Origin of the sequence: Comamonas sp. SCN 65-56 (genome assembly GCF_001724135.1) — a bacterium.
Taxonomy (GTDB): Bacteria; Pseudomonadota; Gammaproteobacteria; order Burkholderiales; family Burkholderiaceae_C; genus Comamonas_C.
Window position 1 is genome coordinate 39,253 of the sequence record NZ_MEDS01000021.1, and the last position, 26,049, is coordinate 65,301.

Sequence of the window (26,049 nt, forward strand, 5' to 3'; positions counted from 1 at the left end):
CCGCTTGTGTCCACTCGCACTGGTGCGGGCTGGCCCCCATCCCCACCTTCCCCCAGAGGGGGAAGGGGTTTGAGGCGCTACGCGCCGGCGGTCACGCGGGTGCCGTGGTGCGAATCAAATGGTCAAAAGCACTCAAAGCCGCTGTGGAGCCTGCGCCAGCCGCTATCACAATCTGCTTGAACGGCACCGTGGTGCAGTCCCCCGCGGCGAACACGCCCGGCACGCTGGTCTGGCCACGCGCATCGATCACGATTTCGCCCGTCTTGGACAGCTCCACCGTGCCCTTGAGCCAGTCGGTGTTGGGCAGCAGACCGATCTGCACGAAGATGCCTTCGCCCTCCAGGCGCTTGTCTTCGCCCGTGGCGCGGTCCTTGAAGGCCAGAGCATTGACCTTGCTGCCGTCGCCCAGCACCTCGGTGGTCTGCGCATTGAGGATGACCTCGGCATTGGGCAGGCTCTTGAGCTTTTTTTGCAGCACCGCATCGGCCTTGAGCTCGGGCATGAATTCCAGCACCGTCACATGCTCCACGACACCGGCCAGGTCGATCGCCGCCTCGATGCCGGAATTGCCGCCGCCGATCACCGCCACGCGCTTGCCCTTGAAGAGCGGACCGTCGCAGCTCGGGCAATAGGCCACGCCCTTGGTGCGGTACTGCTCCTCGCCAGGCACGTTCATGCTGCGCCAGCGTGCACCGGTGGCCAGCACCACGGTCCTGGCCTTGAGCACGCCGCCGTTCTCCAGCGCGACCTCGATCAGGCCCCCGGCCGTCGCCGCAGGCGTGAGCGCCCTGACGCGCTGCAGATTCATCACGTCGACCTCGTAGTCGTTCACATGCTGCAGCAGCGCGCTGGCGAACTTCGGGCCATCGGTATGCGGCACGGAGGGGTAGTTGTCGATGTCCAGCGTGTCGTTCACCTGCCCGCCAAAGCGCTCGGCCACCACGCCGGTGCGTATGCCCTTGCGCGCGGCGTACACCGCAGCCGCCGCACCCGCGGGGCCGCCACCGATGATGAGCATGTCAAACGCCGGCTTGGCCGAGAGCTTCTCGGCATCGCGCCGGGCGGCGCCGCTATCGAGCTTGGCGATGAACTGCTTGAGCTCCATGTGGCCGGCGTGAAACATCTCGCCGTTCAGATACACCGCAGGCACGGCCATGATTTCGCGCGCCTCGACCTCACTCTGGAACGCACCGCCCTCGATGACCGTGGTCTTGACCTTGGGATTGAGGATGGCCATGAGCGAGAGCGCCTGCACCACGTCCGGGCAGTTGTGGCAGGTCAGGCTCATATAGACCTCGAAATTGAAGTCGCTCCCATCCGCAGCTGACAGCGCCTTGACCTGCTCAATCACCTCGGCCTCTTCCTTGGGCGGGTGGCCGCCGGTCCACAGCAGCGCCAGCACCAAAGAGGTGAATTCATGCCCCAGAGGAAGACCAGCAAAGCGCAGGCTGCTATCAGAACCATTGCGTTGCAGCGTGAACGAGGGCTTGCGTGCATCCTCGCCATCGAGCGCCAGCGTGATCATGTCGGCGCGCATGCCCTGGATGGTAGTGAGCAGCTCGCGCATCTCGCCCGAAGTCTCGCTGTCGTCCAGAGAGGCCACGATGGTGAACGGCTGCACCACGCGCTCCAGATAGGCGGCAAGCTGGGCTTTCAATTGGTCATCAAACATGGTTTTCTCCTCTTTTCTACAGACAGCGGGCATGAAAAAGCCGGACGGCAAGGCGCGCTCACGCACCTTGCGCCAGTCCGGCTGCAGGATGGCGGCGGCTTAGATCTTGCCGACGAGGTCCAGCGACGGGGTCAGCGTCTTGGCGCCTTCCTTCCACTTGGCCGGGCAGACCTGGTCCGGGTGGGCGGCGGTGAATTGCGCGGCCTTGAGCTTGCGCAGGGTCTCCGACACGTCACGCGCGATTTCGTTGGAGTGCACTTCCATGGTCTTGATCACACCATCGGGGTTGATCACGAAGGTGCCGCGCAGCGCCAGGCCTTCTTCGGGGATGTGCACGCCAAAGGCGTTGGTCAGCTGGTGCGTCGGGTCGCCAACCAGGGGGAACTTGGCCTTGCCCACGGCGTCCGACGTTTCGTGCCAGACCTTGTGCGAGAAATGCGTGTCGGTGGTGACGGCGTAGACCTCGGCACCGGCCTTCTGAAACTGGCTGTAGTACTCGGCCGCGTCCTCGATCTCGGTCGGGCAGTTGAAGGTGAAGGCCGCCGGCATGAAGATCAGCACCGACCACTTGCCCTTGAGCGACTGCTCGGTCACTTCGATGAATTCGCCCTTGCCGCCGCGGTTGACGTAGGCAGTGGTCTTGAAGGGTTGCACTTGGGTATTGATGAGCGACATGTTTACTCCTTTGGTGGTTGAACTAAGTACAAACCCTAGTATAGTGCTTAATACTTATTTGTCTAGTTTGTATAATTTATCAACATAATAGGAAATATAAATAATACCCCGGCGGGCCAGACAAACGGTTTTTGATACCCCTTGGCTTGCGAGCGGCCGCTCGCACGCCCACAATCGCCCCATCCACAGCACCCACACAAGGAGCACCCATGAAAGGTGACGCACAAGTCATTGCCTACCTGCAAGCCCAGCTCAAGAACGAGCTGACGGCCATCAACCAATACTTTCTGCATTACCGCGTGCTCAAGCACTGGGGCTTTGATCGCCTGGCCAAGAAGGAGCATGAGGAATCCATTGGCGAGATGAAGCACGCCGACCTGCTGATGGACCGCATCCTGATGCTGGACGGCCTGCCCAATCTGCAGGACCTGGGCAAGCTGCAGGTGGGCGAGGACGTGCCCGAAATCCTGCAATGCGATCTGCGCCTGGAGCGCGCCGCGCAGGAGACCGTCAAGGAAGGCATGGCGCACTGCGAAAGCGTGCGCGATTTCGTCTCGCGCGACCTGCTGGGCGTCATCCTGGAAGATACCGAGGAGCACATCGATTTCCTCGAAACGCAGATCGAGGTGCTGGCCAAGGTCGGCGTGCAAAATTACCTGCAGTCGCAAATGGGCGAACTCTCCTGACAGGCGGTTGACGGGACAAACAGGCGGGCTCAGGCCCGCTTTTTTGTGCTTGCACGGACACGCGTGTAAGGCAATTTCCTACACGGCCAGCCGGCCAATCCGACAGCAACTACCGACACGCGCCGACTTATTTTTCGAATGGGCGACTTTCACAATGCATTTCATCGGATCACGCAGATCCTGCACTGAAAGGCACGCACCATGACGAACGAACAGATGCTCTCGGAAATCCGCGAAGCCAACCTGACCTATCTGATGCTGGCGCAAAACCTGATCCGCCAGGACAAGGCCGAAGCGGTGTTCCGTCTGGGCCTGAACGAGGAAGCCGCTGACATCCTGGCGGCCCTCTCCACCGCGCAGGTGCTCAAGCTCGCCTCGCGCAACACCCTGCTGTGCAGCTTCCGCGTCGATGATGAACTGGTCTGGAGCCTGCTGACCAGCCACAAGGCGCCGACCAAGGCCGGCAACGAAGCCACCAACACGCTGCACGCCAACATCCTGATGGCCAGCCGCATCGCCGAAGTGATCTGAAGGGACAGCGCCATGGCCACCGCACAGAAAAGCGTCCTGAACGAATCGCGCCAGATCGAGCGCGCCGCCATGCTCATCGAGATGGGCGCGCGCATGCAGGTGCTGGAATCGGAAACCACGCTGTCGTATGAGCGCCTGATCCGCCTGTACAAGGAAGTGGCCGGGCGCTCACCCTCCAAGGGCCAACTGCCGTTCTCCACCGACTGGTTCCTCACCTGGCAGGAGAACATCCACAGCTCGCTGTTCCTCAATATCTACGAATACCTCTCCAAAGGCGTGGACCTGGACGCGGTGGAGCTGCTCACCAAGGCCTATCGCCTGTACAACGAGCAGGTGGAGGTCGCCGAGATCGAGCCGCTGCTGTCGTTTACCCGCGCCTGGCGGCTGGTGAAGTTCATCGACGCCGGCATGCTCACGCGCACCAAATGCAGCCAATGCAAGGGCCAGTTCGTCAGCGAGCTGTATGAAAACCGCCACTACACCTGCGGCCTGTGCAACCCGCCGGCGCGCGCGGGCAAGAGCAAGAGCAAGGCGGCGCTCAAGCTGCATTGATGTCGAAAATTTGAACCAAATACGCTGCCAGCGCATGTCCATCGTGCGCTGGCAGCTATCGTTTAAATAGTCAAAAAACACCCAGACGACGCACCAGCGTGGTTTTCTGGCGTCAAACATGACTTTCGGCACTGGCACCGCGCCCGGGGGCGTGATCGGCGGCTTCACCGCACCCGTCAATGCCATGGGTGCCTGCACGGGCTGTGGGAACGATTTGAGGCGCCGCAGCCTGCGGCTTCAGCCGCGCAGCAGCGCACGCACGTTCGCATCCATGGCCAGCGCGTAGTCCTGGGCGGCCAGCACCACGCTGCCCTCCGGGTGCACGAGTTTCAGGCTGATGAAAACCTGCACGGCCGATGCCGCATAGGTACCGACCAGCGCGGCACGCGCCGCATGCAACTGACCCACGTCGCGCAATTCGCGCGAGAGCAGCAATTCACCCTGTACGGGCTGCAGCGCCAGGTGCTCGCGCAGGCGCACCTCCACCACCGGCACACCGCGCTGCACCAGGCGCCCGGCGATCTGCTCCGAGCAGATGCGCCCCAGGCGTGACGATTCCTGCAGCCGATCGACGTTGACCAGCGTGGCCACCAGCACCCTCTCACCCGCCGCGAGCGGGGCCGCCTGCAACAAGCGATCGACCGCCCGCTGGTTGGCCGCCAGCAGGTCGGACGATGCGTGCACAAACAACGCGCCGCCCTGCCCCGCGGCATCGCCGTAGTAATACGAGGCGCAACCCGAGACGAGCGCGCCGGCAAGCGCCGACGCTCCCGCAAGCAGTGATCGGCGCCTCATGGGGTAACGACCTTCCATACCTTGGCCGCTGGCGCAGGCGGCGGGGGCGGCGGGGGCGGCAGGTAGAGCGCGGCATCCGCGCGTTCGATGTAGTACAGATCGGCCGAGCCTGCGAGATAGCGGTCGCCATTTTGCAGCGTCGTGGTCACAAGCACTTCGGTGCGCGTCGGCCCACCGGCCGCTGCCCCCTGCGTGTGGTAGCGCGCAAGATCGGCCACCAACCCCAGCCCCACCCCGATGCCGGTCGCGGCGCCCGGCAGCAGGGTGCGGCTGGCGTAGTGCGTCTGCCAGTCGTAAATCACACCAACGCCAGCACCCAGCGTCGTCACCGGCAGGGCCAATGGAGAGTTCACGAAATCCTGAGCCTCGTGCTGAACCACCTGGGTTTCCACGCGCAGTTGCACCTGCGTCGCAACCGCGGAGAGGGTCACCCCATGATCGAGCAAGTGCACGCGCAGCAGCTTGACGAAGCCCTGATTGAAACTTGACGGATCGTCCGCCACCAGTTGGATCGGGTATTCGCCTGCGGGCCAGTCGGCAATCTTGTGCGCCACGCGCGCCGCTACGTCCTCGGCCAGCACCTCCCAGTGGTGCACCGCCCGGGCCTTCTTCTGGCCGGTGGCGGGGTAGTTGTCAGCGCGTGGCACGTCGAGCGTGGAGCAGCCACCCAGCAGCACCCCCGCCATCAAGGCCACGACAGTTGCTGAGTGCGCACGGCGGAACATGCCCAACATGATAGGAGCGCCGCTCACGCACAATCGTCCCAATACCGCCGGATTTCCCGCCCTGAACAGACATTTGCCGGGTTGGCTTGGCACGCACTTGCCGCCAGAATCCGCACTCACTCCCAACCTGCCATCACACCATGCATCCGACATCTTCAACCTGCCGTATCGCCTCCCTGCTTGCCTTGAGCGCTGCGCTGGTCGGGTGCAGCGGGAGCACGACGGACAATCCGCCGGCGCCCGGCCCCGCTCCGGCACCGCCGCCGGCGGGCGTCGTCAGTCTGCACTTTCTGAACAACGCCAGCGCCAACGTGTACGACCAAGGCTCGAACACCAACCCGCTGTCGGTGCAAGTCAGCAAGGATGGCAGGATCGCCGACGATGTCACCATCACGTTCTCCGCCAGCCCGGGAACAGTCAGCCCGGTATCCACGCTGCCCCGCGGCGGCGTGGCTTCGACCACGCTGAGCGTGCCCGCCGCGGCACCGACAGGCGCAATGTCCATCACGGCCAGCGCCAGCGCCACCAACACCGTGTTCGTCCCGTTTCCCGCCTACGTACGCCCGCGCCCCGAACCGCTGCAGGTGCTGGTGCCCGCCTACTTCAGCGCGAGCACCGATACGGCGACCTGGACAGCGCTCACCAACAGCGCCCAGAGCTATCCAGACGTGCACATCAACGTCGTCGTGAAACCCGACAATGCCACCAACGGCATCATTCCAACGGGCGCTTACACGCCGGATACCGGACTGGTTTCGGCCATCGATGCGCTCAAGGCCGCGAATGCCCATGTCAAGGTGTTGGGCTACGTCGCGACGGCCGGCGGCTCCAGCGGCGCCATCTCGCTGGCCGATGTGCAGACGACGATCAGTCAGTACGCCACGGGCTACGGCGCAAAGCTGGACGGTTTCTACCTGGATGGCATGGCCACCGACCTCGGCCACATGACCTCGTTTTACCAACCCTTGGTCACGCACATCGCAGCCACCACGGGCATGGGCACCACACCGCCGTTGGTCGTAGGCAATCCAGCCAGCTACCCCGTCAAGGACTACGCCGCCATTGCCGGCGTGCTCGTGACCTTCAACGGCTCGGCCGCCGATTACCAGAATGCAGACCCGCAGAACGCCAATGCGGCGTGGATCTATGGCGGCAAGAACACCGCCCAGGCCACGCAGGTGCATACCGCAGCCACCTGCTCCGCCATGCAGGCAGCCGTTGCCCGCGCGAACTCGCCGCGCATGAACACCGGCTGGATCTTCGTCACCGATCAGACCGTCGGCGCCCCATGGACCACGCTGCCTGACACCGTCTACTGGAAGTCCTTCCTGGGAACCGTGGACGCGATCAACAAGGGCAACCCGCTGCCAGCCTGCTGATGCATGGTGCCAACGCCACGTCCTCCAGCGGCTTGGCCGGCGCCTTGACAATTCAGAGACACACCATGCCGGCTCTGCTGCAACAATGCGCGCTGCTGTGCCGCGGTGGCGCAGCGCACCAAAAAAGGAAAGCGCATGGCTGGCAAATTCGAACTCAAGAAATCCAAGAACGACAAATTCCACTTCAACCTGCTCGCGGGCAACGGTCAGATCATTCTGACCAGCGAGATGTACGAGGCCAAGGCCAGCGCGCTCAATGGCATTGAATCGGTGAAGAAGAACGGCGGTGACGCCGCACGCTACGAAAAGCTCACGGGCAAGGACGGTTCGCCCTATTTCGTGCTCAAGGCCACCAACGGCCAGGTGATAGGGCAAAGCCAGATGTATTCGGGCGAGGCCGCGCGCGACAACGGCATTCAGTCGTGCATCACCAACGCACCCGGCGCCAGCACCACCGACTTGAGCGCCGCCTGACAGCGGCAGGCGCGGCCCGTCCGCGCCTCAACCGGTATTGCGCAAGCCCGCCGCGATGCCGTTGATGCACAGCTGAATGCCGATACGCACCCGGTCATTGCCGGGCTCGGCGCGCCAGCGGCGAATGAGCTCGACCTGCAAATGGTGCAACGGGTCGATATAGGGAAAGCGGTGCTGGATCGAGCGTGCCAGCGCGCTGTTGTGCGCCAGGCGTGCCTTGTCGCCGGTGATGCGGCTGAGCGCATCCATGGTGCGCTGCCATTCCTGCTCGATGGCGGCAAACACCTGTTTTCTCAGGCGCGCATCGACCACCAGCTCGCTGTAGCGCTTGGCCAGCGCCAGATCGCTCTTGGCCAGCACCATGTCCATGTTGGACAGCAACGTGGAAAAGAACGGCCACTGCCTGTGCATCCTGCGCAGCAATGCCCAGCGCGCCTTTTCGTCCTTGCCGGGCATGGACACGAACGCCTGCACTGCGGAGCCAAAGCCGTACCAGCCCGGCAGCGTGAGCCGGCACTGACCCCAGCTGAAGCCCCAGGGGATGGCGCGCAGATCCTCGATGCGCTGGCCGGCCTTGCGCGAGGCCGGGCGCGAGCCGATGTTGAGCTCGGCGATCTCGCGGATCGGCGTGGCACTGAAAAAATAATCGCTAAAGCCCGGCGTGTCGTAGACCAGCGCACGGTAGGCAGCCATGCTGGCGTTCGACAATTCCTGCGCGGCAGCAAGAAACACCGCGGTGGCGGGCTTGGTGGGCTGCAGCAGCGTGGCCTCCAGCGTGGCGGCGACCAGGGTTTCCAGGTTGCGCCGGCCGATCTCGGGGTTGGCATATTTGGAGGCAATGACCTCGCCCTGCTCCGTCAGCCGGATCTGCCCGCGCACCGTGCCCGGCGGCTGCGCCAGGATGGCCTGGTAGCTCGGGCCGCCGCCGCGCCCCACAGTACCGCCACGCCCGTGGAACATGCGCATGCGGATGGTGGCGCCCGGCAGTTGCGCGTTGAGCTCGTCAAACAGCTCCACCAGCGCGATTTCGGCGCGGTACAGCTCCCAGTTGCTGGTGAAGATGCCGCCGTCCTTGTTGCTGTCGCTGTAGCCGAGCATGATGTCCTGCTCGCCGCCAGTCGCCTGCATCAGGCGTGCAATCCCGGGGATGGCGTAATACGCCCGCATGATGGGGGCGGCGTTGCGCAGATCGGTGATGGTCTCGAACAGCGGGGAGACGATGAGGTCGGCGCGGCACTCGGCATCCAGCGTGCCGCGCATCAGCCCGGTTTCCTTTTGCAGCAGCAGCACTTCAAGCAGGTCGCTGACGGTTTCGGTGTGGCTGATGATGTAGTGGCGAATCGCCTGCAGGCCATAGCGGCGGCGCAGTTCGAGCGCCGCCTCGAAGATCGCCAGCTCGCCCTGCGCATGCGTGCTGTAGCTGGCGCCGACCACGCGCAGCGGCCGCGCATCGCACAGCAGACGCACCAGCAGCTGCTGGCGCTGCGCCTCGCCCAGGGCGGTGTAATCGGGCTCGATGCGCGCCACGGCCAGCAGTTCGGCAATCACGCGCTCATGCTGGTCCGAGCTTTGGCGCAGATCGACGGTGGCCAGGTGAAAACCGAACACCTCGACCGCACGGATCAGCGGATGCAGGCGCTGCGCGGTTTGCGTGGCGCCCTTGTGCGAAGCGAGCGAGGCCTGCACGGCGCGCAGGTCCGCCAGCAAGGCATCGGCACTGGCGTAGGCATCAAGCCGCGCCACGGGGCGTGGTGCCGCGGCCGCACCAGTGAGGTCCTCGCAGGTGGCGGCCAGCCGCGCATAGATGCCGCTGAGCGCCCGGCGATAGGGTTCATCACTGCGGTGAACGCTATTGTCCTGGGAGCAATCAGCGAGCGCTGCGACGGCGCTGGAGACCTCTACCAGTCCTGAAGAAAGCGACAACTCCCGGCCCAGCGCATGCACCTCGCCCAGATGGTGGCGCAGCGCCACCTCGGCCTGGCGGCGCAGCGCCAGCCTGAGTGTCTCGGCGGTCACGTTGGGGTTGCCGTCGCGGTCACCCCCTATCCACTGGCCCATGCGCAGAAAGCTGGCGATGGGCTCGCCACCGGCCAGCGCCAGTTCCAGATCGACGTAGATCTTGGGAATCTCGGCGAGAAAGGTGGATTCGTAATAGGAGAGCGCGTTCTCTATCTCATCGGCCACCGTGAGCCGCGAAACGCGCAGCAGCCGCGTCTGCCAGACTTGGGCGATGCGTGCGCGTAGCCCCGCCTCGTTGGCCGCCAGCTCGCGCGGGCTGAGCAGATCGCGCGCGCTGTTGAACATGCGGGCGCGTGACTGGATGGCGTCGCGCTCGGTCAGCAGCCGCGCGATTTCACGCTCGGCATCCAGGATGCTCTTGCGTTGTACCTCGGTCGGGTGTGCCGTGAGCACCGGCACCACGTAGCTGGCGGCCAGCGTCTGCGCCACCGCCCCCGGCGCGATGCCGGCCCAGCGCAGGCGCGAGAGCGCGACATCGATGCTGCCCTCCTGGCTGCTGCCGGCACGCTCGTGCACCTCGCGGCGGCGGATGTGGTGGCGGTCTTCCGCCAGATTGGCCAGGTGGCTGAAATAGGTGAAGGCACGGATCACGCGCACCGTCTGGTCGCCAGTGAGCGACTTCAGTAGCTTCTTGAGCGCGCGATCCGCTCCTTGGTCATCATCACGGCGAAACGCGACCGAGAGCTGGCGGATCTGCTCGACCAGCGCAAAGGTCTGCTCGCCCTCCTGCTCGCGGATCACGTCGCCGAGGATGCGACCAAGCAGACGGATGTCCTGCATCAACGGTGCATCCTTGTCGCTGCGCCGCGCAAGCGATGAATGGGCAGGGGCGGAAGGGCTGGCGTTATCGGTCATGCTCGGCTCGCAAAAAAGTCATGCGGATGTTGCATCGCAACATGCGCCGCAGTGTAGCGCCCGCTTGCGCCACAATCGCCCCATGAGCACTGCACGCGTCAACCCACCCTCGATCACCATCGCCACGCGCGAGAGCCAGCTTGCGCTGTGGCAGGCCAGACATGTGCAATCCATTCTGCAGGCGCGCGGCCACCAGGTGCAGCTGCTGGGCATGACCACACGCGGTGACCAGATTCTCGATCGCGCGCTCTCCAAGGTCGGCGGCAAGGGCTTGTTCATCAAGGAGCTGGAGGTGGCGCTGAAGGAAGGCCGCGCCGATATCGCCGTGCATTCGCTCAAGGATGTGCCGATGCAATTGCCCGAGGACTTTGCGCTCGCCTGCGTGATGCAGCGCGAAGACCCGCGCGATGCCTTCGTCTCGCCGCACTACGCGCGGCTGGAGGATTTGCCGCAGGGCGCGGTGGTCGGCACCTCCAGCCTGCGCCGCCAGGTGCTGCTGCATGCGCTGCGCCCTGATTTGACAATCGAGCCGCTGCGCGGCAACGTCAACACGCGGCTGCGCAAGCTCGACGAAGGGCAGTACGCCGCCATAGTGCTGGCGGCGGCCGGCCTCAAGCGCCTGGGGCTGGCCGAGCGCATCCGCACCACCTTCGAGCCAGCGCAGATGCTGCCCGCCGCCGGGCAAGGCGCGCTGGCGATCGAGGTGCGCAGCGACCGGCAGGATTTGCTGGCGGCGCTCGCCCCGCTGGCCGATCACTCCACCTGGCTCACGGTGACTGCTGAACGCGCCGTAAGCCGCGCGATGGGCGGCAGCTGCTCGATGCCGCTGGCGGCGCATGGCCAGTGGCAGGGAGGCCACCTGCAGCTGGCGGCCGTCTGGGGCGATCTGGAGGGCGGCACGCCGCTGGTGCGCGCGCAGGGTGAAGCCACGATCAGCACACTGGAGCAGGCCGACGCGATCGGCCTGCGCGTGGCAGCCGCGCTGCGGGCCGCCGGCGCGCGTGCCGAGCCACACGCCTGACATGGCCGCACCGCGCCGCGTCATCGTCACCCGCGCCGCCGAGGCCGCCGGGCCTTGGGTCGGCGCACTGCAGCAGACCGGCCTGGCGGCCACCGCCCTGCCCTTGATCGAAATCGCCCCCGTCACCAGCGCCCCCCTGCAGGACGCACTGCAGCAGGCGCGGGAGCACTGGGACGAGTACCGCGCGGTGATGTATGTCAGTGGCAATGCTGTCATTCATTTTTTTGATGAAAATTCGACTTTTGCGCTTGCTGGAAAAGCGCAGACAGCTATCACAATAAGAGCATGGGCACCCGGCCCGAACACGGTGCGTGCGCTGCTCGCCTGTGGGCTGGCGCCCGATCGCGTGGATGGGCCTGCACCGAACGCCGCGCAACTGGATTCCGAAGCACTGTGGGATCAGGTGGCGGCGCAGATCCGTCCGGGCGACCGCGTGCTGATCGTGCGCGGCAGCGACGCCCCGGCCGCACCCGAGGGCCACGGGCGCCACTGGCTGGCCGAGCGCATCGTCGCGGCCGGCGCGGCGGTGCAGTTCGTTGCCGCCTACGAGCGCCGTGCGCCACGCTGGAGTGCCGAGCAGGAAACGCTCGCCCGCAGCGCGGCCACCGATGGCTCGCTGTGGCTGTTTGCCAGCAGCCAGGCCGTGCGCCACCTGCGCCAATGGCTGCCGGATCAGGATTGGCGGCAGGCCCGGGCGTTGGCTACCCACCCGCGCATCGCCAAGGCCGCGCAGGCGGCCGGCTTTGGCCGGGTGGACACCTGCCTGCCCACGCTGGCCTCGGTGCTGGCGTCGATAGAATCCCTCCATGAGCACTGAAGCTGTTCCACCACCGGCCCAGGCGGCAGTTGCGCCCGCGGCGGCCACCGGCGCCAGCCATCTGCTGACTTGGGTGCTGGCCATCGTCGCACTCGCAGCGCTGGTCTCCTCGGCCATGCTGTGGCAGCGCCTGTCCAACATCCAGGAGCAGCTCGCGCGCCAAAGCGCCGATGCCGGCAGCCAGGCCACCGAGGCGCGCACGCTGGCGCGCGAGGCGCAGGACGTAGCGCGCGACACCAGCGCGCGCATGAGCGTGATGGAAAGCCGCGTCGCCGAAGTCGCGCTGCAGCGCAGCCAGCTGGAGGAGCTCACCCAAAGCCTGTCGCGCTCGCGCGACGAAAACCTGATTGCCGATGTCGAGGCCAGCATCCGCCTGGCCCAACAGCAGGCCCAGCTCACCGGCAGCCTGCAGCCGCTGACCATGGCCTTGCAAAACGCCCACCAGCGCATGGAACGCGCCGCCCAACCGCGCCTGGCCCCGGTGCTCGGCGCGCTGGAGCAAGATCAGGAAAAGCTTCAGCGCTCCAGCGTGACGGATACCGCCGGCCTGCTTGGCCGCCTCGATGATCTGGCCGCCCAGGTCGACGAACTGCCGCTGGCCAATGCGGTGGCGCAGGCGCCGGACATGCGCGCGCCGCGCCACAACGCCGGCCAGCCGGTCAGCGACACCGCCAACGAGCCCGCCTGGCAAGCCGCGCTGCACCGGGTCTGGGAGGGCGTGCGCGACCAGGCACTCGGACTGCTGCGTGTGAGCCGCATCGACCGGCCCGACGCCGTGCTGCTGGCGCCGGATCAGGCGTACTTCCTGCGCCAGAACCTCAAACTGCAGCTGGCCAACGCGCGCCTGAGCGTGCTCGCGCGGCGCATGGAGACGGCGCGCAGCGAGCTGGCGGCGGCACAACGCTCTTTTTTGCGCTATTTCAATACGGAATCGCGCCGCACGCAGGCCGCGCTGGCGGCGCTGCAACAACTGCAAGGCAGCCTGCGCCAGACGGAAATTCCGCCACTGACGGCGACTTTTTCCGCGCTCGCGACTGCTGCGGCCGGGCGCTGAGCCGCAAAGAAGCACACCCGCATGCGCGCCGCCCTCTGGTTCCTGGCCCTCTTTGGCGCTGCCGTGGCAATCGCCCTGTTCGCGGGCAACAACCAGGGCACGATCACCGTGTTCTGGCCGCCGTGGCGCATCGATCTTGCGCTCAACCTGGTGCTGGTGCTGCTGTTTGCCGGCGCGGTGCTGCTGTACGCGGCGCTGCACGGCCTGTCCGCGCTGCGCGAGCTGCCGCGCCAGGCGCAGCGATGGCGCCTGCAGCAAAAGGAACGTGCCATGCACGGCGCCATGCTGGACGCCACCGCGCAGCTGCTCGGCGGCCGCTTTCTGCGCGCGCGCAAGGCCGCGCTGACAGCGATCGAACAGGAGCAGGCCTTGTCCGGCAATGGCAAAGGCCTGCCGCATGGCAGCCAGCTGCGCACCCTCGCGCATGTGGTCGCGGCCGAAAGTTCGCACGCGCTGCAGGACCGCAGCGGCCGAACGGAGCATCTGGCGCTGGCGCTGGAAACCCTGGACAAGGACGGCGGTAGCGGCGCCGCGGAACTGCGCGAAGGCGTGCAGTTGCGCGCGGCCAGCTGGGCACTGGAAGAGCGCGATGCCACCGGCGCACTCGAGCGCCTGGCCGCACTGCCGCAAGGCGCAGCGCGCAGAACGCTGGCGCTGCGCACCCGCCTGAAGGCGGCTCGCCTGGCCGGGCGCTCGCGCGAATCGCTGGAGACCGCGCGCCTGCTGGCCAAGCACCGTGCCTTCTCGCCAGCCGTGGCGAGCACGCTGGTGCGCACCCTCGCCATCGCGCTGCTCGATGAAACGCGCGATGAAGCCCAGGCAAAGGCCGCCTGGCAGGCACTGGAGCCAGCCGAACGCGCGATGCCGGACGTGGCCGCCCACGCGGCGCAGCACCTGATGCGCATGGGCGGCAGCAGCGCACAGGCCCGCCAGTGGCTGCTCCCGGCCTGGGAACAGCACGAAGAACTGGAACCGGCCCAGCTGCGCCATCTGGCCCTGGCGCTGGAAAGCTGCATGGAGGGCATAGACACCGAATGGCTGGCCCGCATCGAAGCCGCCCAGCGCGCCCGCCCGCAGGAACCCCACCTGGCCTACATCGCGGCCGTCGCCTGCATGCGCCTGTCCCTGTGGGGCAAGGCCGAGCAACTGCTGCAAAGCGCCACCCAAGCCCTGGGCGACGACCCGCAGCTGCTGGCACGCGCCTGGCGCCACCTGGGCGAGCTGGCAGAGCAGCGCGGTGATGCCACGGCCGCCAGCGCTGCCTGGAAGCGCGCGGCGCTGACCTGAATACCCCTGACGGGCTTACCCATTGGGCGCTTGTGGCTTGCGCGCCACGCCCTAAAATTGACGCATTGAACCGCTATTTCCTGCCTGAGCTGCCATGACCCACGTCGTTTCCGACAACTGCATCAAGTGCAAATACACCGATTGCGTGGACGTCTGTCCCGTTGACTGCTTTGTCGAAGGCCCGAACATGCTGGTCATCAACCCGGACGAATGCATCGATTGCGCCGTCTGCGTGCCCGAATGCCCGGCCAACGCCATCTTTGCCGAAGAAGACGTGCCCGCCGACGAGCAGCACTTCATTGCGCTCAATGCCGAGCTCTGGCATGCACCCGGCTGGAAGACCCTGACCAAGCGCAAGGGCGCGTTGCCCGACGCCGATCAATGGAACGGCGTGCCCAACAAGCTGGAACACCTCAAGCGCTGAAGGCGTTCAGCCGCGCCAGCGCAGGCGCAGCCAGAACGTCGGTGGTTCACGGCCATCGAGCGGCCCTTGCACCGAGCCGATCAGCGACCAGTGCCGATCGCTGAAATCCATGGAGTGAGCCAAGCCGAGCGTCCAGCCGGCCGGCTGCACTGTCAGGTTGGACGCGCGCGTGAAACGCGTACTGCGGTAGACCAGCGACATCAGCGTGTAATCGCGCCCGCCATGCTTCCAGACATTGACCAGCACCCCGGTATGGCGCGGAAAGCCCGGCAAGGCATTGCCGCGGAAAAATTCACCGGTATTGCGTGACTGGCTCCAGGTGTAGCCGGCGAGCATGCTCCACCAGGGCGTGAGCACCCGGTTGTAGGCCGCTGCCACCTGCCTGAGCGTGCCGCGGTCGAACTGCGGGTCGCCGTTGTAGGCATCGGTGGCGGTTTCCGCCCCCTGGATGAGCGGCCCGAGCGAACCCACCTTGTCGCCAATCAGCACACCCATCGGGTACAGCAGGCTGCCATCGCCAAACAGCGGATTGGCAATGCGCTGGCGCGAAATGCTCAGCCAGGCAAAGCTGCGCGCATCGATCTCCCAGTCCAGCTGCACAGCCAGTTTGCGCACCAGGCTGCCCGGCATCTGGTATTGGTAATCGATGGGGATGGCGCCCACGGCTACCGGCGCCAACGTGTGCGATGCCGGCGAGTACATGCTTTCAATATAGGCCGCATGCACTGCGCGCCCAGGCGCGAAGCGGTAAGAAACACCCACGCGCGGGCGCAGGCGGCGTCGGTGGCTGCCCGCATCGTCGTAGGGATCGGTCAAGTCTTCGCCGGTGCTGCCAAGAAACTGGCGATAGCGGTAATCCATGTCCAGCCGTGGCCACGATGCCATGACCGAACCACTCCACGGCCCTTCATGGATCTCCCAGGCGAGCCAGGGCATGTCGTAGCGCAGCCGGGTGCGCTCGCTGGCGGTCACCAGGCTGTAGCTGCGGGACGCACCCAGGTCCACGCTGGCCCATTCCCAGCCGCCCGACCAGCGCATGGCGCCCTGCTGCACCGTGTGGCGCAGCATCCACGCCTGGTGGCCATCGGCCTGGCGGTAGTTGTAGGAGCGCACCGGTCCATCGTCGGCAAAAAAGCGGTTGCCAAGGCGCGCCCGGCTCCATTGCAGCCAGGTCTGCGCATCGGCCGACCAGCGCCAGGAGCCGCCGACATCCGTACGGCTGAACGGCTGGCGGTTCACGCCCATCACCTCGCCGTTGTCCAGCACCGCACCGCCGGGAATCCAGTCGCGCGTGCGCTCCTCGTCGTGCATTAACAAAAGGCTGAGCCGATCGGTGGGCTTGATGCCCAGCCCGATGCGGCCCGCACCCGAATTCATGCGCGTGGTGCCAAAGTCGCCACGCGGGTGAAAATCCAGCGCCTCCACCCCCACGCGCCAGGCCAGCGGCACGGGCGTTGTCGTCAAGCCGCGATGGCCGACATCGAGCGCGCCGGTGTCGCGCCGCGGCTGGTGTTCGGCGCTCGCCCCGGCAATCCACTCGCTACCCTCCTGCGGCAGCACGGGTACCCAGCGCTCGCTGGCTCCAAAGGCCAGCGGATCCGCCAGATAGCCCTGGTGCAATTCGGAATCGCGCGCGTAGCTGCTCTCGTAGCGGTTGGCCATGAAGAAATGGCTGCCGGCCCACAGCGGGTAGTAGGACTGCTGGGCGTAGGCCCTGGCCCAGTGCTCCAGCCCGAAATCCGCCAGTGCCTTGCCCAGGTTGGCCGAGCCGCGGCTGTCGCTCACGAGCGGATCGAGCGATTTGAGGTAGGGCAGGCGCAGCAGTGCCTGGCGCGCGGCGGCAATCGCCTCTTCGGCCTGACCGGCGTCGTTGCGCAAAATGGATTCGATCTGCCAGGGCATGGGGTCGTTGGGATCCGCCTGGCGCGCCCGTGCCAGTGCGTCAAACGCGGCCCCCGGGTTGCCCAACCGGTACTCCGCCACCGCCAGCCAGACCTGTGCCTGCGCGTAGCGCGGCTCTATCACCAGGGCCTTGAGCAGCTGTTCACGCGCCTGCTGCGGCTGCCCGCGCTGCAGCAGCAGCAAGCCGTCCCCCGCCAGCGCGACGAAATCATCGCCCGACTGCGCCAGCGCTGCAGCAAAGCCTTGCTGCGCCTGTGCAAGGTGCAGTGCCTGGGTATCCGCCGTGGCGGCACGGGCGCGGATTTCAGCATCCTGCGGAGCATCCTCGACCGCCTGCTCCAGCGCGCTGCGGGCCTGCGCCATGTCGCCTCGCTCCAATAGCACACGGCCCAGCCCGGCCAGGGCGTCCGCGTGCTGATGAACGCCCTGAGCATGGGCCAGTGCCTGCCGGTACAGCGCCAGCGCCTGGGCGCCATCACCCGCCAGGCGCCGCGCGTCGGCGTCTGCCATCAGCAACGCGAAGGCCTCGGGGACCTGTGCACGCGCCTGGGCAATGAAACGCTCAGCGTCATCCGTGCGATCTTGCGCCTGCAGCAACTGCGCGCGCCGCGCGGCTGCTTCGGCGTCCTGCTGCGTCTGCCACAGGGCCATCAGGCGCTGCTGCGCTGCCTCAAGCTCACCGCTCTGCACTTCGGTCTCGGCCAGAAGACGCTGCGCCAGCGCATCTGCCGGTGCCTTGCGCACCTGCGCCGCGGCAAGCTGCTGCAGCTCCTGCAGCCGCCCCTCGCGCAGAGCCGCACCGGCCTGGGCGACCCAGCCAGCGGCATCCGGCGACATCAACTGCGGCCAGCGGCTGGCCACCAGGCCCGGCGCCATCACCCACTGCACGCGTTCACGCGGATTCACCAGCACGCGTTTGACCGGTGCCTGGCCAGGCACGACGGTGGCCTGCTCCGCCGGACCGACGTCGACCCGACCATGTACGTTGGACACCTCGATCAGACCGGAGAGCACCGTCAGCGTGGTGCGCCCCTGGGCATCCACTTCAACGTCCCAATCGGTGCCGCGCACCGCCGCCAGTGCCGCCGGGGTCTGCAGCTGCAGCCCTGCGGGTTGCCCTTTGGTGCGCGCCCAGAGCCGCCCGGCTGCCAACTCCAGCCGCGTCTGGCCCGGCCGGGCATCGCACAAGCGCACCAGGGCATTGGCCGCCATGCGGATCTGCGTGTGGTCCGCCAAGAGCAGCGCTGCCGAAGACAAGGCAAGTGTGCGCAGGTCGGCACCCGGGTTCAATGACTGGGCAAGCCGTGCGGCACTCCAGGCCTCTGCCTGGCGCGCGCGGGTCTCGCCTTGTCCCGTGAGAGCCACGATCTCCGCCGCCACGCCCGTGGCATCGGCTGCGATCTCGCAGGGGGCACCTTGCGCCAGTGCGCTGCCCGCACAGCACATCGCCACCGCGACCAGGATACCCAGCTTGTGACGCATCCGCTACCCCTTTTCTTGTACGCGGCGACCTTAGCGGCTGAACACGGCTGCGTCAACGCTGACGCACGCCTACAATCGCGCTTCGCTAGGGGTGCCGACAAACGTCGGCTGAGAGAGTCCCTTTGAACCTGATTGAGATCATCCTCGCGCAGGGAAGCCCGCTCGCCATGCACCCATGCAGGTGCCCCATCGAGCGAACCTCCTTGCGCTCCACTTGCAAGGAGCGTATGAATGAACACCGTCACTTCTCCCGCCAATGAGGCGCTGACGCCACTGGGCGCGCAGCAACGCGCCTTCGGTCTGCGCGACCACGCATCGCTGTGGTTCAGCCTGGGCGTCGGCCTGCTGGTGATGCAGGTCGGCGCCTACCTGATGCCCGCGCTGAGTACCCGGGAGGCGCTCATCGCCATCGTCGGCGGCTCGATCATCGGCGCAGCCTTGCTGGCCTGGGTGGCCAAGATCAGCTGCGACAGCGGCCTGGCCAGCGCCGGGCTGATGCACGCGGTCTACGGTCGGCGCTTTGCCGGCCTGCCCATCGTGCTCAATATCGTGCAGCTGCTAGGCTGGGGGGCATTCGAGCTGGTGGTGATGCGCGACGCCACGGTCGCCATCGGCCGCCAGTCCGGCGCGATGGTGGCGCCTTGGTGGCCCGTCCTGGCCACGCTGGGCTGGGGCGCGATCGTGCTGCTGCTCATCAGCGGCTCCATGGTGCAGCTGGTGCGGCGCCTGATTGCCCGCATCGCGCTGCCGCTGGTGGTGCTTTCGCTGCTGTGGCTGTCGTGGCAGTTCCTGGCGCTGGCACAGCAGCAGGGCCTGGGGCAGCTGTGGAGCCGCGGCGGCGAGGGTGGCATGGGCGTGCTGCCGGCGCTGGACCTGGTGATCGCCATGCCCATCTCCTGGCTGCCGCTGGTGGCCGACTACGCGCGCCACGGGCACGACGGGCGCGGCGCTTTCAAGGGCACCTGGCTGGGCTATGTGGTGGCCAACATCTGGTGCTATGGCCTGGGCGTATTGGTGGCGCTGGTGCTGCCCAGCGAAAACCTGGTGACCGCGCTGCTACTGGCGCAAGGCGGGCTGATTGCGTTGTCGCTCATCCTCATCGACGAAATCGACAACGCCTATGGCGATGCCTACTCCGGCTCGGTCTCGGCCCACAGCCTGCTGCCGCGCTGGAGCATTCGTCGCTGGGGCGTCGTGATGGCGCTGGCCTGCACCGCGCTGGCGCTCGCCTTGCCCATGCACAGCCTGGAGCCGTTCCTGCTGCTGCTGAGTTCGGTTTTCGTGCCGCTGTTCGGCGTGATCCTGGGGCGCTTGGCGTTTGGCGCATCCGCCCGGAAGTTGCTGGCGGAGGCCGGCAGTATCCACTGGAGCGCCACGCTGATCTGGCTCGCCGGCATTGCCTGCTACCACCTGCTGCCGCGCCTGGCACCGGCGCTGGGCTCGGCCTTGCCAACGCTGGCGCTGTGCTTTGTGCTGGCGTGGCTCACGCGCAGCGCGACGGCAGGAGACGTGAAGTAAGCATTGAATCAGCAATCAGCGCTTGTCCATCAAGCGTCAACAGCTATTGATTACATAGTAATCCATCTACCCGCACAACCCGCTGAGCCACCGGCGCATAGCCGTGGTTCAGCGGTCCATGCCCGCGCCCAGTGGCCACCTGGGCACCAGCAGCAATCGCCCCGAGGATGTATTCGCGCGCCGCCCGCACCGCCGCTACCAGCGGCTGCCCCAGCGCCAGATGCGCCGCAATGGCGGAGGAAAGCGTGCAGCCGGTGCCATGCCCGTTGCACGTGGCAATGCGCGCGGACTCCAGCCTGTGGTGCGCGCCCGACGGCAGGGCCAGCATATCCACCACCCAATCGCCAGGCAGATGTCCGCCCTTGAGCAAGACCGCTCGTGCGCCCAGCGCCAGCAGGGCATCGGCATCGGCCTGCAGTTGCTGCGGATTGCGGATGCTGCGACCCAGCAGCCAGCCGGCTTCATCGAGGTTGGGCGTGACGATGGCAGCCAGCGGAAACAGCTCGGACACCAGCGCACCCTGGGTCTCCTGCGCAATCAGCCGGTCGCCGCTCGTGGCCACCATCACCGGATCCAGCACCACATTGGTCAGCGCATGGCGCCGGATGGCATCGGCCACCACCTGCACCACCTCGGGCGTTGCCAGCATGCCGATCTTGACGGCATCCACACCGATGTCCTCCACCACGGCATCGATCTGCGCGCGCAGCACTTCGGGCGGCACACCATGGATCGCGCGCACGCCCTGCGTGTTCTGCGCCGTGATCGCGGTAATCGCCGTCATGCCATAACAGCCAAGGGCGCTGAAGGTCTTGAGATCGGCCTGTATGCCTGCGCCGCCGCCGCTGTCCGAGCCCGCGATGGAGAGCACGCGGACATAGCGCCGCGCCGCAAGGGAGGATGACGAAGATCCGGAATTCATGGTGCAGATTGCCACAGACGGCGCAGGTGTCAATCGGCAGGTTGTACCACCGCCGAGCGGGCTTGTGATGTAATCCAGCGCTCAGGACGAAACAGGGGTGTCTCGGTGCTCAAGCGAGCATCGTGGCTGAGAAATACCCTGGGGCCGCGCGGCCCCGCGACCCGATCCAGATCATGCTGGCGTGGGCAGTTTCAGCGGCACACCGTTTTGTCCCTCAGCAATGACCCCGGACACAATGCGCTTCAAGCCGCTCTCCATTCCCGATGCACATGTCGCCATCCTCGGCGCCGGCCTCATGGGCCGGCTGCTGGCCTTCGCCCTGGCCAGCAAAGGCTGCATCGTGGATATCCACGATGCAGGTGGCCCCGATGCCGACGGCGCGGCCGCACGGGTTGCAGCGGCCATGCTCGCACCGCTCGCAGAATCGGCGGTCAGCGAACCGGCCGTGGTTGCCATGGGCCTCCATGGTCTGCGCCGCTGGCCTCAAATTCTCTCGACGCTCTCGTCGCCTGTTTTCTTTCAGCAAAACGGCACGCTGGTGGTCTGGCACTGGCAGGATGCCACCGAGGCCTCGCGCTTGCGCGCCACGCTCGAGCATTCAGCGACAACCCTGAAAGACCTCACACCACTGGCGCTGCTGGATGAGGCCGCACTGGCAACGCAGGAACCGGCGCTGGCCGAGCGCTTTCATGAAGCCTATTTCCTGCAAGGCGAAGGCCAGCTCGACAACCGGCAACTGCTGGCTGCGCTGCTGGCCGACATGCAGCGCCTCGGGGTGAAGACCCATTGGCACAGCCCGAAGTCCCCGGCCGATTTTTCGCCCGCAACGACGGGCCAGCCGGACTGCGTACTTGACTGCAGAGGCCTGGGAGCGCGCGCGGACTGGCCGGCGCTGCGCGGCGTGCGCGGCGAGGTCATCCGGCTGCACGCGCCCGAGGTTTCGTTGCAGCGCCCGGTTCGTCTGGTGCATCCACGCTACCCGCTCTACATTGCGCCCAAACAAGACCATCTCTTCGTGATCGGCGCCACGGAAATCGAATCCGATGACCTTTCGCCGGCCAGCGTACGCTCTACGCTGGAACTGCTGAGCGCCGCCTACACCGTTCACTCCGGTTTCGCCGAAGCGCGCATCGTCGAAATCGCTACCCAGTGCCGCCCAGCCCTGCCAGACAACAACCCCGGCCTGCGCATCCTGAACGAACGCACACTGCAGATCAACGGCCTGTACCGGCACGGTTTCATGATCGCGCCTGCCATGCTGGATGCCACACTCGCCGTGCTGCGTGACGGCAGCAGCGCGCTGGCAGAGCAGTTCCAGTTGCCAATCGATACTGCGCTTTGACCCTCCCTCAGCATGCAAGTCACCATCAACCAGTCCCCGGTCCAGTTGCCTGATGGCGCCACGGTTGCAACCGCGATTGCGCAATGGGCGCCGCAACCGCCGTTTGCGGTTGCCGTGAATCTTGCCTTCGTCCCCCAATCCAGCTACGCCACCCATTCTCTGCAGAGCGGCGACCAAATCGAAATCATTGCCCCTGTTACCGGAGGCTGAATCCATGCCTGAATCCATTGCTCCCAACGACCCATTGCTCCTCTACGGCGAAACCTTCCACAGCCGCCTGCTTCTGGGTACGTCCCGCTACCCTTCGCCCGCGGTCCTCGAAGCCGCAGTGCGCCGGGCACAACCGGCGATGGTGACGGCCTCGCTGCGGCGTCAGGGCAGCGCGGCCGGCAACGGCTTCTGGCAGCTGCTGCAACGACTGGGCACCCAGGTATTGCCCAATACGGCCGGCTGCCACAGCATCGAGGAAGCCATCACCACCGCACAAATGGCGCGCGAAGTCTTTGCCACCCCGTGGATCAAGCTCGAAGTCATAGGCGACGACTACACCCTGCAACCCGACACGCTGAAGCTCGTCGAAACCGCAGAGCGGCTCATCAAGGAGGGCTTCAAGGTACTGCCCTACTGCACCGAGGACTTGGTGGTCTGTCAGCGATTGGTCGATGTCGGCTGCCAGGCGGTGATGCCGTGGGCTGCGCCGATAGGCACGGGGCGCGGTGCCGTCAACCCCTTTGGCTTGCAGTTGCTGCGAGAACGCTTGCCCGTTCCGATGCTGGTCGACGCCGGCCTGGGCCTGCCATCGCACGCCTGCCAGGTGATGGAGTGGGGCTTTGACGGCGTGCTTCTGAACACCGCGGTGGCGCTCGCCACAGACCCCGTCTCGATGGCCGGCGCATTCGCGAACGCGGTCGCTGCCGGCCGTGCAGCGCGACTGGCAGGTGCGATGCAGATGCAGGAATCGGCGCAGCCGAGCACCCCGGTCCTTGGCACGCCGTTCTGGCATCAGACCACCGGAGACTGACCATGAACACCATGGTGCAAGCCATCGTGCAGGCGCATGCGCCACGGCTGGCGGGTTTTCCTGCCCAGCCCACGCCGTCATCGCACGATGCAGACCCGGTTTTCCAAGCCGCATTGGCTGCTTGCAGCGCGCTCGGGTTCATCGCCACAGATGCACTCTGCCTGGCCCATGCCTGGCAGGCCCAGACGGCTCGAAGTGGCGTGTTTGATGCCAGCCATTGGCCCGATGCGGCAGAAGATTTCGGGCTACGGGGAAGGGCCGTGGGCGTGTCTTTCCCCCCTTGCCCCCAGCGCTTGGGACTCTACGCCGTTCTCCCGGATGCGAACTGGATCCGGCGCATGGCTCAGGCAGAGGTGCCGACGCTGCAACTGCGCTTCAAAAGCAGCGATCCGGTAGCCATACAACGCGAAGTCGAGGCTGCCGTGCGCGCAGTCGAAGGTACGCCCGCACGGCTCTTCATCAACGACCACTGGCATCAGGCCATGGATGCTGGAGCGTATGGCGTGCATCTGGGTCAGGATGATCTGACCGCGCTATCGGACGTTTCCATCGCCACGCTGCGCGCAAGCGGTCTGCGCCTGGGCATCAGCACACACGGCTACGCCGAAATGCTGTTGGCAGACCGGCTCGCTCCCAGCTACGTTGCCATAGGCGCGATCTTCCCCACCACGCTCAAAGCCATGCCCACCGCTCCGCAGGGAATGGCTAGGCTGCGTGACTACGCGCGCCTGATGAAGTCCTACCCCTTGGTGGCCATCGGAGGCATCAGCGAGGCTCAGCTGCCGGAAATCATGGCCACCGGCGTAGGCAGCACCGCTGTGGTCCGGGCAATCCTGCAAGCACCTGAACCCGAGGTCGCAGCAGCGCGTTTGATGCGCGTCATCAAACAAGGTGCTGCACAGACAAGGCCCTAGCAACCACCCTACTGCCCTGCATCCGCAATGCGCTACCTGGGCCCTGGATCGAGATGCAAGGAGGGCGCATCATCGTCAGGCTGCGCTCCCTCCCCATCGACACGGCCCTTCTCCGGCGCCAATCTGGCAGGCATGGGCCCGGACGGCGCAAAGGTCAAGTCTCCAACCATTGAATCCAGCGACCGCGTCATCTTGATGCCCCGATTCACCTGACCCGGTACAGTCTCCGCCGATGCCAGCTCATCCATGGGTTCCTGCTCCTTGAACGCCGGCACCGTCTGGGCGATCGCGAGCAATAGCAGCAAATCCTCGTAAGCGGAGAGCTCAAAGGCAACCAGATCGTGCGCACCGACTGTCCTGAACATCAAGGCATCCAGGACACCAACAATCGACGTCGTTCCCCAGTGGTTTTCAATTTTCCGCAATGCTTCGGGATAGTCCTCCAGTGACTTGCCCTCGCGCTGGAAAGTACCGAACGGCGGAACGGTCGCATTGAATTGCTGCTCAAACCCTGCGCTCAATTCCTCAAACGCTGCAGCACGCCCAAGCGCGTGGTAGAGCCTCAGAAGTTCAAGATACGCCAGCGGAGAGGAAGCGGAGTTCTGGGCAATATGCCGGCGCAACCCGTCAATCGCCTGTTCGTGCTCCCCGATGGAGACGAAGAAATCCGCCTGTTGCAGGACATCGAACAAATCTTCGGGTTGTTCAACACCCAACGCACGCAGCTTGGCAACCGATGCCACCGGCGCCGGATCAGCAACCTGCTCGTCCACTTCGGCAGAACGTTCATCCGGTGCCCTGCCATCAGTCGTCGCAATGCCTTCACCTCCAGCCAAAATAGCGGCACCGGTCGCCGCGGAGGGCTGGGCACCCTGCTGCACAACACCCTGATCGATGGATTCGGACTCTGGCCAAACGGTTTGCGGGCCTATGCCTGCCTGCTCCACCTCACCACTTTGCGCAACCGTGTGTCGCCAGGCATGGTCTTGTCCATCCCTGCGCTTGCGCGCTTGCCAGGCGAGGGCCGCCAAGGCCAACAACAACGCACCAGCCAGCGCGTAGACCAGAGCCGACGAATACCGCTCGGACTCCGCACGCTCGGCACGTGCGCGAGCTTCTGAAGCAGCAGCCTTTTCTGCCTGTAATTGCGCTCTCAGGCCACTGAGCTCGGATTCCAATGCGCTGGTTCGGGCACCGTACTGCGCGAGATCCTGCACCGGAGTATTAAGCACGCGCCACATCTCTGCGCTCTGGGGACGCAGGGATTCATTGGCCTTGGAACCTTCATCCAATGACAGAGAAGATGAGAGTTGCAATTGCACCGGACTCTCCAGCCAGACATCCAGGGATTCCATGACAAGCTTGGGCCCCACCAGTGGCGCGCCTGGCTCCCTGTCCGCCGGACCGGGGGTAGCGCGCGTAGCGCGCGCATCGGTCGATTGTTTCGCAGAAACGGGCCTCGTCGAGGCAGTTGCAGAGGCAGAAGGCGCAGGCTTGTTGCGCCGGGCCACTGGGTCACGCGCTGATTTCGGCCTCGGGCGTTGCTCTGCGCGTGACGCAGCATCCGGCACGGCCTTCAGCTGCGCCAAACCCGCGGATCGGGCATCTTCCGTGGCCGCCAGCGCAGTTTCATCCGTCAACGGCGCACCACTTCCAGGCAGATCGACGAGAAACGTGTAAGTACGGACTACGCGCCCACTACACCCTCCCTCCAACGTAACCTTCAGTATGGGCTCGTTGACGGAAATATCGGAGCGTACCCGGATGCGCCGCTGCCCTTCGGATACCTGAATTCGTCCATCGGGCACGCGAGTGTTGCCGTCTTCCAGCTTCATCGTGAAACACGATATATCAAGCTCCCGCCCTGCATCAGGCGACACGTCGTTGATGTCCCAGCAAGTGGTGTAAGTCTTTCACCGCGGCAAGACGCGTAGGGCGTAGCCCGAAGCGGCTTGCCGCGCGGCGATGGTGATCCCCACTCG

At 65.8% G+C, this 26,049-nt stretch carries 23 protein-coding genes and 2 riboswitches; of the genes, 15 read left to right on the forward strand and 8 right to left on the reverse strand.

Annotated features, from left to right (window positions below):
• Positions 1–91 precede the first annotated feature (91 nt).
• Together ahpF and ahpC are read right to left on the reverse strand one after the other, a co-directional pair.
• Entirely contained in the window at positions 92–1,672 is a 1,581-nt protein-coding gene (gene ahpF / locus ABS45_RS11985) for an alkyl hydroperoxide reductase subunit F (protein ID WP_291555759.1), read from the reverse strand.
• A 99-nt stretch (positions 1,673–1,771) separates the two neighbouring features.
• Entirely contained in the window at positions 1,772–2,347 is a 576-nt protein-coding gene (gene ahpC, locus ABS45_RS11990) for an alkyl hydroperoxide reductase subunit C (protein ID WP_291555760.1), read from the reverse strand.
• Positions 2,348–2,556: 209 nt separating this feature from the next.
• Here ahpC and bfr point away from each other — a divergent pair, with 209 nt between their 5' ends.
• The 3 genes from bfr to flhC all read left to right on the forward strand — a co-directional run bounded on the left by bfr (position 2,557) and on the right by flhC (position 4,116).
• The gene (gene bfr, locus ABS45_RS11995; RefSeq protein WP_291555761.1) at positions 2,557–3,033 is read left to right on the forward strand and encodes a bacterioferritin; all 477 of its coding nucleotides are present in this window, start codon (positions 2,557–2,559) and stop codon (positions 3,031–3,033) included.
• 201 nt (positions 3,034–3,234) lie between these two features.
• Positions 3,235–3,564, forward strand: coding sequence for a flagellar transcriptional regulator FlhD (gene flhD / locus ABS45_RS12000; RefSeq protein WP_291555762.1), 330 nt, complete (start codon positions 3,235–3,237; stop codon positions 3,562–3,564).
• A gap of 12 nt (positions 3,565–3,576) precedes the next feature.
• Positions 3,577–4,116: a flagellar transcriptional regulator FlhC gene (flhC, locus tag ABS45_RS12005; protein WP_291555763.1), complete on the forward strand. Its 540-nt coding sequence runs from the start codon at positions 3,577–3,579 to the stop codon at positions 4,114–4,116.
• Positions 4,117–4,353: 237 nt separating this feature from the next.
• Here flhC and ABS45_RS12010 read toward each other — a convergent pair whose 3' ends face one another.
• Complete coding sequence (locus ABS45_RS12010) at positions 4,354–4,911, reverse strand: FlgO family outer membrane protein (RefSeq protein ID WP_291555764.1); 558 nt, start codon at positions 4,909–4,911, stop codon at positions 4,354–4,356.
• Positions 4,908–5,636 carry a hypothetical protein gene (locus ABS45_RS12015; protein ID WP_291555765.1) on the reverse strand — a complete coding sequence of 243 codons (729 nt, stop codon included), beginning with the start codon at positions 5,634–5,636 and terminating at the stop codon, positions 4,908–4,910. Before ABS45_RS12015 ends, ABS45_RS12010 begins: the two co-directional genes overlap by 4 nt.
• 185 nt (positions 5,637–5,821) lie before the next feature.
• On the opposite strand from ABS45_RS12015, the gene ABS45_RS12020 reads away from it, so the two are divergent.
• Both ABS45_RS12020 and ABS45_RS12025 read left to right on the forward strand, forming a co-directional pair.
• Positions 5,822–7,015, forward strand: a complete 1,194-nt coding sequence (locus ABS45_RS12020; protein ID WP_291555766.1) for a spherulation-specific family 4 protein — start codon at positions 5,822–5,824, stop codon at positions 7,013–7,015.
• A 135-nt stretch (positions 7,016–7,150) separates the two neighbouring features.
• Positions 7,151–7,489 carry a YegP family protein gene (locus tag ABS45_RS12025; RefSeq protein WP_291555767.1) on the forward strand — a complete coding sequence of 113 codons (339 nt, stop codon included), beginning with the start codon at positions 7,151–7,153 and terminating at the stop codon, positions 7,487–7,489.
• Between the two features lie 27 nt (positions 7,490–7,516).
• Here the strand turns inward: ABS45_RS12025 and ppc are convergent, their stop codons facing one another.
• Positions 7,517–10,363 (reverse strand): phosphoenolpyruvate carboxylase, encoded by a 2,847-nt coding sequence (gene ppc / locus ABS45_RS12030; RefSeq protein WP_291555768.1) that lies wholly within the window; start codon positions 10,361–10,363, stop codon positions 7,517–7,519.
• A gap of 82 nt (positions 10,364–10,445) precedes the next feature.
• Between ppc and hemC the strand changes: the two genes are divergently transcribed.
• The 5 genes from hemC to fdxA all read left to right on the forward strand — a co-directional run bounded on the left by hemC (position 10,446) and on the right by fdxA (position 14,966).
• Positions 10,446–11,384, forward strand: coding sequence for a hydroxymethylbilane synthase (gene hemC / locus ABS45_RS12035; protein ID WP_291555769.1), 939 nt, complete (start codon positions 10,446–10,448; stop codon positions 11,382–11,384).
• A gap of 1 nt (position 11,385) precedes the next feature.
• Positions 11,386–12,201, forward strand: coding sequence for a uroporphyrinogen-III synthase (locus ABS45_RS12040; RefSeq protein WP_291555770.1), 816 nt, complete (start codon positions 11,386–11,388; stop codon positions 12,199–12,201).
• Positions 12,191–13,255: a uroporphyrinogen-III C-methyltransferase gene (locus ABS45_RS12045; protein WP_291555771.1), complete on the forward strand. Its 1,065-nt coding sequence runs from the start codon at positions 12,191–12,193 to the stop codon at positions 13,253–13,255. The genes ABS45_RS12040 and ABS45_RS12045 overlap by 11 nt, the downstream gene beginning before the upstream one ends.
• A 21-nt stretch (positions 13,256–13,276) precedes the next feature.
• On the forward strand, positions 13,277–14,542 hold the full coding sequence (locus tag ABS45_RS12050) for a heme biosynthesis HemY N-terminal domain-containing protein (RefSeq protein WP_291555772.1): 1,266 nt from the start codon (positions 13,277–13,279) through the stop codon (positions 14,540–14,542).
• Between the two features lie 94 nt (positions 14,543–14,636).
• Positions 14,637–14,966 (forward strand): ferredoxin FdxA, encoded by a 330-nt coding sequence (fdxA, locus tag ABS45_RS12055; protein ID WP_291555773.1) that lies wholly within the window; start codon positions 14,637–14,639, stop codon positions 14,964–14,966.
• 6 nt (positions 14,967–14,972) lie between these two features.
• Here fdxA and ABS45_RS12060 read toward each other — a convergent pair whose 3' ends face one another.
• The gene (locus ABS45_RS12060) at positions 14,973–18,350 is read right to left on the reverse strand and encodes a tetratricopeptide repeat protein (protein ID WP_291555774.1); all 3,378 of its coding nucleotides are present in this window, start codon (positions 18,348–18,350) and stop codon (positions 14,973–14,975) included.
• A 77-nt stretch (positions 18,351–18,427) separates the two neighbouring features.
• Positions 18,428–18,522: riboswitch (TPP riboswitch) on the forward strand.
• Between the two features lie 59 nt (positions 18,523–18,581).
• Between ABS45_RS12060 and ABS45_RS12065 the strand changes: the two genes are divergently transcribed.
• The gene (locus tag ABS45_RS12065) at positions 18,582–19,868 is read left to right on the forward strand and encodes a cytosine permease (RefSeq protein ID WP_291555775.1); all 1,287 of its coding nucleotides are present in this window, start codon (positions 18,582–18,584) and stop codon (positions 19,866–19,868) included.
• 43 nt (positions 19,869–19,911) lie between these two features.
• Here ABS45_RS12065 and thiD read toward each other — a convergent pair whose 3' ends face one another.
• On the reverse strand, positions 19,912–20,790 hold the full coding sequence (gene thiD / locus ABS45_RS12070) for a bifunctional hydroxymethylpyrimidine kinase/phosphomethylpyrimidine kinase (protein ID WP_291555776.1): 879 nt from the start codon (positions 20,788–20,790) through the stop codon (positions 19,912–19,914).
• Positions 20,791–20,873: 83 nt separating this feature from the next.
• Positions 20,874–20,995, forward strand: a riboswitch (TPP riboswitch).
• A gap of 15 nt (positions 20,996–21,010) precedes the next feature.
• On the opposite strand from thiD, the gene ABS45_RS12075 reads away from it, so the two are divergent.
• Genes ABS45_RS12075 through ABS45_RS12090 form a run of 4 tightly spaced genes read left to right on the forward strand, consistent with a single transcriptional unit; the run spans position 21,011 to position 24,067 of the window.
• A complete protein-coding gene (locus ABS45_RS12075) occupies positions 21,011–22,132 on the forward strand; it encodes an FAD-dependent oxidoreductase (protein WP_291555777.1) in 1,122 nt (373 codons plus the stop codon).
• Between the two features lie 12 nt (positions 22,133–22,144).
• Complete coding sequence (gene thiS, locus ABS45_RS12080) at positions 22,145–22,342, forward strand: sulfur carrier protein ThiS (RefSeq protein ID WP_291555778.1); 198 nt, start codon at positions 22,145–22,147, stop codon at positions 22,340–22,342.
• A gap of 4 nt (positions 22,343–22,346) precedes the next feature.
• Positions 22,347–23,153, forward strand: a complete 807-nt coding sequence (locus tag ABS45_RS12085) for a thiazole synthase (RefSeq protein ID WP_291555779.1) — start codon at positions 22,347–22,349, stop codon at positions 23,151–23,153.
• A 2-nt stretch (positions 23,154–23,155) separates the two neighbouring features.
• The gene (locus ABS45_RS12090) at positions 23,156–24,067 is read left to right on the forward strand and encodes a thiamine phosphate synthase (protein WP_291555780.1); all 912 of its coding nucleotides are present in this window, start codon (positions 23,156–23,158) and stop codon (positions 24,065–24,067) included.
• 32 nt (positions 24,068–24,099) lie between these two features.
• Here ABS45_RS12090 and ABS45_RS12095 read toward each other — a convergent pair whose 3' ends face one another.
• Positions 24,100–25,902: a hypothetical protein gene (locus tag ABS45_RS12095; protein WP_291555781.1), complete on the reverse strand. Its 1,803-nt coding sequence runs from the start codon at positions 25,900–25,902 to the stop codon at positions 24,100–24,102.
• Positions 25,903–26,049 lie beyond the last annotated feature (147 nt).